We start from the raw sequence: 10,762 nt of genomic DNA, 5'->3' as shown, positions 1-10,762 counted from the left end.
TGCGTAAGTCCTGTTGTAGTCAAAGGAGGATTAACAACTGAAGGTGGTGGTGGGATTTATATTGGCTCGAATGCTACAGCCTTATTATTCAACACAACTGTAAAAAACAATTCCACATGGGACTACTCGTTCGGAGGAGGAATATACAATCAAGGTGTATTAGCTTTAACCAACTCAACTGTTGCTGATAATAAAGTGGATGGTTTTTATCATGGTGGTGGTGGGATCTATAATGGTGGTCAGGCCATTCTGTTGGGAACAACGATTAAAAATAACACTGCAGACTCAGGTGGTGGTATCCAAAGTAGTGGAACCTTAACTATCAGCAATAGCACGATTTATAATAATACCGCTCGATCTTCTGGTGGGGGAATATTCCATTCGGGTACAACTAGTTTAATTAACAGTACCGTGAGCGGTAATCAAGCTGATTATAGCGGTGGAATTTATGCATCTGATGGAATACTTAACATATTTAATAGTACGATAACTCAAAATGCTGCTGATGAAACATACAACTTTTATGTTGGAGGAATTGACAATTCGCGTGCTAGTGTTAACCTAAAAAATTCAATTGTTGCTGGAAATATTGGTGGATCTCCTGATCTTGATGGCAACATTAATGGCAATAATAACAACCTAATCGGCAATCTTTCAAGAGCAAGTGGTACTGTTGGCACAGGAACAGATATCGTTAACGTCAATCCTAAACTTGGACCATTACAAGATAATGGCAACGGCATTTTCACTCATGCACTACTGAGCGGTAGTCCAGCCATTAATAAAGGCAATAATGCCTTAATCACAACAGACGTTTTTGATATTGATGGCGATGGCAATAATAGCGAAAATATCCCCTTTGATAACCGAGGCAGTGGATATACACGAATTTCCGGTGGTACAGTTGATATCGGGGCATTTGAATTTCAACCCGCCCTTGTTTTTACCCCAATTGAATCAGCAGGTAATACCAAATTAGTCAAAGATTCAACAAACAAATACTTTACCCAAATCGGAACAAATACCCCAAATACCATTAAAAACGGTGGACAACAAATCTACCAAGATATCTACTCAGGATGGCAAACTCTAGCCGCAGAAACTGTCAATGGCGTTAATCAAGTTCTCTGGAAAAACGTTTCTGGAAACTTCCTGCATATCTGGAGTTTAGATAGTAACTGGAATTGGGTTTCTTCTGAGGGACAATGGGCATTAAATTCAGTTGATGCTTTAACTCAAGAAACTAATTTTGGCATAGATGCTAATAGTGATGGTGTTATTGGTTACACCCCAATTGAATTAGCAGGTAATACCAAATTCATCAAAGATGCAGCCAATAAATACTTTACCCAAATCGGAACAAATACCCCGAATACCATTAAAAACGGTGGACAACAAATCTACCAAGATATCTACTCAGGATGGCAAACTCTAGCCGCAGAAACTGTCAATGGCGTTAATCAAGTTCTCTGGAAAAACGTTTCTGGAAACTTCCTGCATATCTGGAGTTTAGATAGTAACTGGAATTGGGTTTCTTCTGAGGGACAATGGGCATTAAATTCAGTTGATGCTTTAACTCAAGAAACTAATTTTGGCATAGATGCTAATAGTGATGGTGTTATTGGTTACACCCCAATTGAATTAGCAGGTAATACCAAATTCATCAAAGATGCAGCCAATAAATACTTTACCCAAATCGGAACAAATACCCCGAATACCATTAAAAACGGTGGACAACAAATCTACCAAGATATCTACTCAGGATGGCAAACTCTAGCCGCAGAAACTGTCAATGGCGTTAATCAAGTTCTCTGGAAAAACGTTTCTGGAAACTTCCTGCATATCTGGAGTTTAGATAGTAACTGGAATTGGGTTTCTTCTGAGGGACAATGGGCATTAAATTCAGTTGATGCTTTAACTCAAGAAACTAATTTTGGCATAGATGCTAATAGTGATGGTGTTATTGGTTACACCCCAATTGAATTAGCAGGTAATACCAAATTCATCAAAGATGCAGCCAATAAATACTTTACCCAAATCGGAACAAATACCCCGAATACCATTAAAAACGGTGGACAACAAATCTACCAAGATATCTACTCAGGATGGCAAACTCTAGCCGCAGAAACTGTCAATGGCGTTAATCAAGTTCTCTGGAAAAACGTTTCTGGAAACTTCCTGCATATCTGGAGTTTAGATAGTAACTGGAATTGGGTTTCTTCTGAGGGACAATGGGCATTAAATTCGGCTGATGCTTTAACTCAAGAAACTAATTTTGGCATAGATGCTAATGCTGACGGAAAGATTGGTAATCCTTTTAGTCTGACTGTGACAGGTACTAGTGGTAATGATTTCCTCGTTGGTGGTGCAAATAATGATGTTCTCACTGGCGCAGGCGGTAAAGATACTTTAACTGGTGGTTTAGGGAGTGATAAATTTGTTTACCAAAATCTCACTGATTCTCTCTTAGCTAACTTTGATGTAATTACAGACTTCAACGCCACAACAGGTAATGATTTGTTCCGTGTTTCTACGACACGAGCCGGATTTGTAGATGTGGGAGGAGTTAATACTCTAAATGCCGCAGATATCGGGGCAAAATTAACAGCCGCAGCTTTTGGGTCAAATTTCGCTGCTCAATTCAGTTTTGGACAAAAAACCTTTGTGGCTATTAATGATGCAACAGCAGGATTTAATAGTTCTACCGATGCCATTATTGAAATCACAGGATTAACAGGAACATTGAACATCAATAATTTCGTGATTGTCTGATTATTCCGTAGGGTGGGCAATGCCCACCAGCCCTTAATATATATAGCGCAATATCTAATTTATAGGCAAATTATTGGGGTCAATTCCCTGTGATCGCAAATAAGCTATTAGCCGTTCTTTTTCCTCCCGTTCTTGTTCAGCCCGTTGGCGTTCTTGTTCAGCCCGTTGGCGTTCCTGTTCAATTTGTTCCACAGCCCAAGGTAACAAATTACCTGTTTGATCCCACCATCTTAACCAATAGCCAGTCCGTCCTTCTTTTGCACCTCGCCAAGTTCCTAAAAACAGTCCCATTTCTTCAATCCAATGACGACCATTCTCATCTGGTTGTTTTAATTCATAACGTCCATTTTCCAGTTGATAATATTCTAATAATCCCCCATTTGGCTCAAATATGATGTAAATGGCAACTTGTAAAATTTGTTCATAAAAAAACCATTTTCCCGGCGGATAGGTACGCTTAACTGAATATTCTCCACCGTCTTTATCTGATAAAAACTCCATCACTACAGCAGGTATATCCCCTTCCAAATTGGGTGTATAGCTTTTACGTTCTGCTAATATCTCTTTAACAGAAGGCACATATACCCAATCTGGTGCTTTAGCCACAAATTGCTCATTTAACGTGGCACACAGACCAAAATTGGCAGCGATTAACATTTGTGGTTGAATAAATCCACTGATTTCTAAACTTTCCCGCAAAGCCCCCGCTAAAAGTGGCTGTCCTGTATTTTCCACTGGTTCATCCTCCAACTGAAAATCATCGGGTAAGGCTTCCCAAGAGATGACCAGTCCAGTCTGTGATTTGGTTTCACTGAGTAGGGTTGCCATAAACGCCACCTTTGGTTGATTTATTTTTATTGTATCCTAATATATTTTTATTGTAAATCTCAGAAAATATATTGTATAATTTTCTCAGCCAAAAAACATTTTTATATAGTTTAAATTAAAAAATATGGATCAACCAATTCTTAAATTTATTTTTACCCAGAACTATAAAAATCTCTCGTTATCTCAAGCTGTAGAGTTAAAAAATCTCAATATTTTTATAGGATCAAATGGTTCTGGAAAAAGTAATTTTATCAGTACATTAAAATTTTTAAAGGATTGTTTAACTAGTATTCCTGATGAAAGTCGTGGTATTACTAGTTTTGAAGAAGCAATTAGTAGGTTTGGTAATGATAGGATTTTAGATAATAGTGTGGATAGTCCTGCTGTAATTAAATTACAATATGGGTTTTCGGAAATATTACAATATAGTAGTCGAATTAAAAGTCCAATTCTGGATATTGATTTATTTGTAGATAGAAAAAAACAGAAATTAACTATTCATCAAGAATCTTTATATAGTGGAGATGATTTACCCAATCCAGAGTCATCACCTTTTTATTATTATAAATTTCATGATCCAAAACTGCAAAATATAGGTAAAGGCGTTATATCAGTCTATAACCAATCTGAACAGAAAGTAGGAACACATTTTGAAGTATTAGATAATATTCCTGCAAATATTTTAGGTTTAAATGCACTTTCAGAATTATTGGAAAATAGTCAAAATAAACTGATAACTACACTAACCACACCTGCTTATAAAGTTAGAAGAGAGTTAATTGCATTTATTTCTCAATGGCAATTTTATAATGCGAATAACATGGATTTGCATCAAATTAGAAATTCAGAACCAAAAATAGGAGTAAATGATATTTATTTATCTACATCAGGAAATAATTTACCTTTAGTATTTGAGAATTTAACCCAGAAAAATATTGACTTTGAAGACAGTATTAATAATGCTATGAAGTCTATTTTGCCTAAAACTCGTCGGCTACGTTCTATTCGTTCTGGGCGCTTATCATTAACACTAGAATGGCATTTTGAAGATATTAAAGAACCATTTTATCTCACAGAAATGTCAGATGGAACGGTAAGAATGTTATGCTGGGCGACTATATTATATTCTCCTATTTTACCTTCCTTATTAGTTATTGATGAACCAGAATTAGGTTTGCACGTATCTTGGATGCCAATTTTAGCAGAATGGATTAAACAAGCTGCTAGAAAAACTCAAATTATTATCACTACTCATAGTCCTGATCTTTTAGATCATTTTACAGATTGCTTAGAAAATGTTTATTGTTTTTATTCTCAAGATAAAACGCATTTTTCCATGAAAACACTCTCTCATGAAATTTTAGATCAAAAACTAGAAGAAGGATGGCAATTAGGTGATTTATATCGTGTAGGAGATCCTACTGTGGGAGGATGGCCGTGGTAGTTTGGGTATTTGCAGGTGGTGGAGAAGCGGAAGTTAGAGGATTAATTCCTTTTTTACAAAAGAATTTTCCTGGTTGTCAATTTGAACGGAAAACACCAGCAAGAATAAAACCAGAACCAAAACCTGGGAAGGTAACTGGTTATGGTAAAACAGGTAAAAGTTTAATTGAACAAATTACCCAAGAATTACCTATTGCTTTGGAATCTGAACCTAAAAAATGTGATTTAATTTTAGTTTTTGATGATTTAGACTGTCGAGATGTTAATTCTCAAAAGGAGAAGTTTATATCAGCAATATCTAAAATAACTGAATGTCATGATATTCCTCACTATATCGCTTTTGCTGCACCTGAATTAGAATCATGGATGATTGGAGATTGGGATAATACTATTGCTAAACATCCAGATTTTCGCGGTAGACATGAAAAAATGCGTTATTGGTTAAGCAAGCAGAAAAATATCCCATTTAATGATCCTGAATCTTTTAGTAAATATGATGAAGATAGAGATTGTTGTCAAGACAAATTATCTCAGCTAATAGTTGATAGTAGCATTTCACTAGAACTAAACTTTGATATCCAATCAACAAGATTTTCTAAAGGGTTACATACACCTTTGCTATTACTAAAAATAGTCCCAGAAAATTTACAAAAAAGATGTCCTTTATTTCGAGAACTTTATAATTATCTACATGATTTCTGTAGTAATTATTAGTCATCATCATTCACCTAATCTAAAAACTCTCCCAAACTTGGTACATTTACCCAACTTCCTCTTTCATGAGATTCATGGGATAAATCCATTAACAATTGCGAATAAACCCCTTCTTTTAGAGAAGGTGTAGTTTGTTGATGATTAGTAATTCCTTTTACCCATTCATCAACAACCCGAAGAAAAGCACAAATTCGCCCATCATGATAATGTTGAGGAAAGAGAAATTGTTGCGGAACTGCTATTTCTTTTAAAGATTCACCCGGTTGAGAACCCCAAATCTGAAAACCATGAATATAGTCTTTTTGATTTTTGCTACCTAAAACTAATGTTCCCTTATCCCCATATACTTCTATCCAATGAGTTCTTTCTGCATGAACAACTGCACTAATAGAAACTTGACAAGGTGTACCATTTACTAATTCCAAAGATAATAAACAAGTATCATCAGTATCAACTGCTTGTAATTCTCCATTTGCAGGGTTCACTCTTTCAGAAATAGCAGTAGTTAAATGAGCATTTAATTTACCAACTGAACCGAATAACCAATTAATATAATCGAAAGCATGAGAACCTAAAGAACCTAAAGCACCTCCACCTTTTTCTTTACTAGAATACCAATTCCAAGGACGAGAAGTATCAGCGCGAGAAGAACCCAACCAATCAATTTTAATTAATCGGATGTTCCCCACATAATTTGCAGCCAGAAGTTGAGCGAAAAATTGCCATTCTGGAACAAACCGAAATTCAAAATCTACAGTTGCAATTACACCTTGACTCTTTGCTAACTGATATAATTCTTTAGCTTCATTGACATTTAAAGTTACAGGTTTTTCTAATAAGAGATGTTTACCAGCTTGCAAAACCTGTTTAGCCATTTCATAATGCAAAAATGGCGGTGTGGAAATGCTGACAGCTTCAACTGTGGGTAAAGCTAGAATTTCTGCTAAATTAGCGCTTGCATAGGGGATATTATGACTGGCAGCAATAGTTCTTGCTTTATTAATATCTCGATGATAAACAGCAACGATTTTAGTATTATGATGTGCTTGAAATGTAGGAATATGAACTTTTTGACCAAATCCCGTACCAACAACTGCTACCCCAATCATGTTTAGTTTTTATAAAATTTACTTAATAATTGTACAGATTAATTGGATTTTCAGAAAGTTAATGGCGAAAATTATTAATAAATAAAAATAATCGCCATCAAGTTCACAAAGACAAAATACTCAAACCTTAGATAGAAACTGAGGGTGGGGTAATAGTGTTATTAGCAAGTAAATCTACATCTTTCGATGCTTCATTTACGCGCAGAATTTTCGCTCCTAATTGCTGTAACTTCAGATCCAGGCGATCATAGCCTCGATCTAAGTGGTGTAATCCTTGAACAATGGTTGTTCCCGTCGCTGCTAATCCGGCTATGACTAAAGCTGCGGAAGCTCTTAAATCCGTGCCTATGACTGGTGCGCCCGATAACACTGGCACTCCCCGAACAAAAGCAGTATTACCTTTAACACGGATATCTGCGCCCAGACGATTTAACTCAGAAGCATGACGCAAGCGATTTTCAAAGACTGATTCATTAATGATACTGTCACCTTCAGCCACAGTTAGTAAAGCCATGAAAGGTGCTTGCATATCCGTAGGAAATCCAGGATGGGGCAAGGTATCAATATTTACAGCTTTAAGTGCTTTCGCTGGCAATATCCGTAAGCAATCCTTCCCTTCTTCGATAATTGATACACCAATTTTCTGCAACTTGGCAATAACGGGGATTAAATGATCTGGTACAACTGGGGATAAAATTATTTCAGAGCGAGTAATTGCACCAGCAATCAATAATGTTCCTGCTTCAATGCGGTCAGGAATAATAGTATAATCAGTTGAGTGTAATTTAGGTACACCGACTATCGTAATTGTACTTGTTCCTGCGCCTTGAATTTTTGCTCCCATTGAGTTACAGAAGTTAGCTAAATCAACTACTTCTGGCTCTCTGGCAGCATTATCAATGATGGTTTCTCCATCTGCTAAGGTAGCAGCCATCATTAAGGTTTCTGTTGCCCCAACACTGGGAGTATCTAAGTATATTTTTGCTCCTGTTAATCTGCCATTATTTCCAGGAACATGAGCATTGCAAATACCATGCTCAATTAACACTTCTGCGCCCATTGCTTGCAGTCCTCTGACGTGCAAATCTACAGGTCTAGCACCAATAGCACAACCCCCTGGTAAGGGCATTTGTGCTACTCCTAGTCGGGCTAAAATTGGACCAATGGCAAAGAAACTGGCTCGCAGTTGGGTAACTAGTTCATAAGGGGCTTTAGATGTGGTAATTTCTCGCGCATCAACATCTAAAATTTCCCCTTCTCTATTTAAACGTAATCCTAAAGCTGATAAAACTTGTCCCATCCGGTCTACGTCCGCTAATAAGGGAACGTTGCGAATCCGACAATCACCGGAACAGAGGAATGTTCCAGCCATGATTACCAGGGCGGAATTCTTAGCTCCGCTAATTTTTACATGACCTCCCAAAGGATGCCCTCCACTGATTTGCAAGACTGAGGAGTCTGTTGCTAGTGAAGACTTGGCATCTGGTAAGCTGCTAGAAGAATTAATAAGCCTACCTCCAAAAGTACGTAATTATAAAGGTTTGATGTTGCTTTTGATTCTAAGTTGATTATCCTCTAGCTAAAAGCAAAGAAGAGTTTTCTCTAAAGTTGTCAAATGCCATAAAGTCGTTAGATTCTATCATGGACTATGCCGGCTTGATTGGAAAAATGGGGATTGGCTAGATGTGAACAAAATTTTCAAATTTTCCTATCTCTATTCTGGCAAATCTTTTCTTGACAAATAAAAAAAATTGGGCAATAATGATTAACTGTTAATAAGATTCGATTCCTGCGGAACTGGCGGAATTGGCAGACGCGCTAGATTCAGGTTCTAGTGCCTTCACGGGCTTCCGGGTTCAAGTCCCGGGTTCCGCATATTAATTTCAGATGTAGTTTTTGACTAAAATGCCATAGCTTAACTTTGGTGATTCATAGTGCGCTAGTTAATTAAGAACCAGATATAGAAGTTTATTTCAGGATATGAAATATGCTTTGTAAAAAATCATACACATACCATGATAAAATTGAGATAATTGATTAGTGGTTTTTTTGTTATGGGAAACTAATTCAAATCTCAAAGAAAATAAAAGTGAGCGCGGAGGGATTCGAACCCCCGATCTACAGGACCGGAACCTGTTGCTCTATCCACTGAGCCACGCGCCCTTATACTTCTAACAGTATAGCATACTTTTTGAATTTAAATAGAATTAAATTATAAGTAATTTGCTGGGTCAACGGGTGTACCATTACGGCGGACTTCAAAATGGAGGTGAAGTCCGGTGGATAAGCCTGTAGAACCAACAGCAGAGATCGCTTATCCTTTATGTACAGTTTGTCCTTCACGCTGCTTCCGTGGCTTTTTGTTGGGCAATTTTTTGTTGAATCAAAATAGTGAGATATTGGGAATCTTGTTCTAGTTGATTTTGGGCGGCTTCTAGTGCCAGTAGACATTTGGCGATTTTCATAGTCACGTTCCGCAATAGATAAATTAGTTCCTAATTGCTGAAGAATTTGGTTGGCTTGTTGTAATTTTACTTCACCATCTCGGATATAATTATTAGGGTTCTTCCGTACCTGTTATGCCAAATATGAGTTTATTTACCCCATAACCCATATAAACAAAGGGTTTGATTGTTTTTGATGGCAAATTTATGTCAAATTAATCAATGAATTAACGTAAAATCCTTATATGGCAAGGATTTTGGGATTTGAAACAATAATTTAGCATAGTAAGTACGGAAGAGCCATTATTAGTAAATTCATGGCAGTAATTACGGGTACTAAATGATATATTGACTATCATAAGCGATCGCCATAGTAACCGTGTAGCAACACACTTTATTATTTTTGGTACCCTGTTAATATGGAAACCATGAATAATTATTGATAGTAGCAGTGCGAAACCGTCAACTCCTTTATTTTTTATTTTCTTTGACTTTAGTGATCATAATTGGCTTTGTTAAGTTCTTAGATAAAGCCCCAAATTTTTCCTGTACAAAAGAGGGATTTATGGTCAGCCAACTTACACAATCTTATATCCATCCTGAGAAAATAGTGGTGCGTCCCTGGTTGGGTCAACATCATGTATATGCTGTATTTATGCTGCCAAATAATTATGTATATGACCAGTTTATAAAAGTCAATTTACTAGTTAATAAAACCTTTTGTGGAACTGCCGTTAAATTTACTCAAGCCATAGATGACATTAATCTTAAACCAGGACATTATTTAGTCAGAGGATATTTACAAACACGCACTGCACTTAAATATATCTTTGCAGGCAAAATAAATGACTTAAAGCAAATAAATAATTGGCAATTAGGTTATGGTAAACCAAAAGACGCTACTAATTAGAGCTTGAATCATGAGGGTTTTTCTCCTGACTCCTACTATAATAAACAGCGCTGCTGATTCCTGTTTTCACATTGACAGAATCAGCAACGCTTATTTTTTAGATGCACAGTACAAATACTGGCTACTTACACAGCTTCAGTATTCTTTTCTCCTGTTCTAATTCTCACAATTTGTTCAACAGGGGAGATAAAAATTTTACCATCACCAATTTCACCAGTACGGGCGGCGGCGATAATTTTATCAACAACCATATCAACTTGGGCATCTTCAACCACAATTTCCACTTTCAGTTTTTGGAGAAACTCCACAGTATATTCCGAACCCCGATAGCGTTCAGTTTGACCCTTTTGCCGTCCGAAACCCCGAACTTCAGAAACTGTCATCCCGACGATGCCCGCATTAACCAAGGCTATTTTCACTTCATCCAACTTAAATGGACGAATAATGGCTTCTACTTTTTTCATTTTTTTGATTCCTGACTTCTAATAACGTCGTTTATATATCTAAGCAGATTCATTGTCTCACGCTGTAAATATAGCCAT

The 10,762-nt window shown here is 36.8% G+C and carries 9 protein-coding genes, 2 tRNA genes and 1 pseudogene; 5 read left to right on the top strand and 7 right to left on the bottom strand.

All coding sequences use genetic code 11. The features are described from left to right. A partial coding sequence (locus CA730_RS03575) for a bluetail domain-containing putative surface protein (RefSeq protein WP_096664055.1) occupies positions 1–2,772 on the top strand: 2,772 nt, incomplete at its 5' end. A gap of 54 nt (positions 2,773–2,826) precedes the next feature. Here the strand turns inward: CA730_RS03575 and CA730_RS03570 are convergent. Next, positions 2,827–3,600, bottom strand: a complete 774-nt coding sequence (locus CA730_RS03570) for a Uma2 family endonuclease (RefSeq protein WP_096664052.1) — start codon at positions 3,598–3,600, stop codon at positions 2,827–2,829. 124 nt (positions 3,601–3,724) lie between these two features. Between CA730_RS03570 and CA730_RS03565 the strand changes: the two genes are divergently transcribed. Beyond that, positions 3,725–5,044, top strand: a complete 1,320-nt coding sequence (locus CA730_RS03565) for an AAA family ATPase (protein ID WP_096664049.1) — start codon at positions 3,725–3,727, stop codon at positions 5,042–5,044. Then, complete coding sequence (locus CA730_RS03560; protein ID WP_197705498.1) at positions 5,038–5,757, top strand: hypothetical protein; 720 nt, start codon at positions 5,038–5,040, stop codon at positions 5,755–5,757. The genes CA730_RS03565 and CA730_RS03560 overlap by 7 nt, the downstream gene beginning before the upstream one ends. Positions 5,758–5,771: 14 nt before the next feature. Here CA730_RS03560 and CA730_RS03555 read toward each other — a convergent pair whose 3' ends face one another. Continuing rightward, complete coding sequence (locus CA730_RS03555; protein WP_096664046.1) at positions 5,772–6,866, bottom strand: Gfo/Idh/MocA family protein; 1,095 nt, start codon at positions 6,864–6,866, stop codon at positions 5,772–5,774. A 127-nt stretch (positions 6,867–6,993) separates the two neighbouring features. Then, positions 6,994–8,373, bottom strand: coding sequence for a UDP-N-acetylglucosamine 1-carboxyvinyltransferase (gene murA / locus CA730_RS03550; protein ID WP_096664043.1), 1,380 nt, complete (start codon positions 8,371–8,373; stop codon positions 6,994–6,996). 284 nt (positions 8,374–8,657) lie between these two features. Between murA and CA730_RS03545 the strand changes: the two genes are divergently transcribed. After that, positions 8,658–8,741, top strand: a tRNA-Leu gene (locus CA730_RS03545). A gap of 215 nt (positions 8,742–8,956) precedes the next feature. On the opposite strand, the gene CA730_RS03540 is transcribed toward CA730_RS03545, so the two are convergent. From CA730_RS03540 to CA730_RS25945, 3 genes and pseudogenes are all read right to left on the bottom strand, one after another. Further along, a tRNA-Arg gene (locus CA730_RS03540) sits at positions 8,957–9,029 on the bottom strand. 49 nt (positions 9,030–9,078) lie between these two features. Continuing rightward, positions 9,079–9,207, bottom strand: a pseudogene (locus CA730_RS03535) (M23 family metallopeptidase); the annotation flags it as partial. After that, on the bottom strand, positions 9,206–9,331 hold the full coding sequence (locus tag CA730_RS25945) for a hypothetical protein (protein ID WP_269076494.1): 126 nt from the start codon (positions 9,329–9,331) through the stop codon (positions 9,206–9,208). The gene CA730_RS25945 and the pseudogene CA730_RS03535, both read right to left, overlap by 2 nt. A gap of 544 nt (positions 9,332–9,875) precedes the next feature. On the opposite strand from CA730_RS25945, the gene CA730_RS03530 reads away from it, so the two are divergent. Further along, positions 9,876–10,220, top strand: a complete 345-nt coding sequence (locus CA730_RS03530) for a hypothetical protein (protein ID WP_231939965.1) — start codon at positions 9,876–9,878, stop codon at positions 10,218–10,220. A gap of 125 nt (positions 10,221–10,345) precedes the next feature. Here CA730_RS03530 and CA730_RS03525 read toward each other — a convergent pair whose 3' ends face one another. Then, the gene (locus CA730_RS03525) at positions 10,346–10,684 is read right to left on the bottom strand and encodes a P-II family nitrogen regulator (protein ID WP_039201734.1); all 339 of its coding nucleotides are present in this window, start codon (positions 10,682–10,684) and stop codon (positions 10,346–10,348) included. Positions 10,685–10,762: the final 78 nt, after the last annotated feature.

The organism is Dolichospermum compactum NIES-806 (assembly GCF_002368115.1).
Taxonomy (GTDB): Bacteria; Cyanobacteriota; Cyanobacteriia; order Cyanobacteriales; family Nostocaceae; genus Dolichospermum; species Dolichospermum compactum.
Note: the sequence above shows the minus strand (reverse complement) of the source record. Positions and strands in the feature narration are given on the sequence as shown.

What these genes read in the sequence shown, in the direction of transcription:
- CA730_RS03570 (WP_096664052.1), bottom strand. Translation starts at nt 3,600, where the DNA reads ATGGCAACCCTACTCAGTGAAACCAAATCACAGACTGGACTGGTCATC.
- CA730_RS03565 (WP_096664049.1), top strand. Translation starts at nt 3,725, where the DNA reads ATGGATCAACCAATTCTTAAATTTATTTTTACCCAGAACTATAAAAAT.
- CA730_RS03555 (WP_096664046.1), bottom strand. Translation starts at nt 6,866, where the DNA reads ATGATTGGGGTAGCAGTTGTTGGTACGGGATTTGGTCAAAAAGTTCAT.
- CA730_RS25945 (WP_269076494.1), bottom strand. Translation starts at nt 9,331, where the DNA reads ATGAAAATCGCCAAATGTCTACTGGCACTAGAAGCCGCCCAAAATCAA.
- CA730_RS03530 (WP_231939965.1), top strand. Translation starts at nt 9,876, where the DNA reads ATGGTCAGCCAACTTACACAATCTTATATCCATCCTGAGAAAATAGTG.
- CA730_RS03525 (WP_039201734.1), bottom strand. Translation starts at nt 10,684, where the DNA reads ATGAAAAAAGTAGAAGCCATTATTCGTCCATTTAAGTTGGATGAAGTG.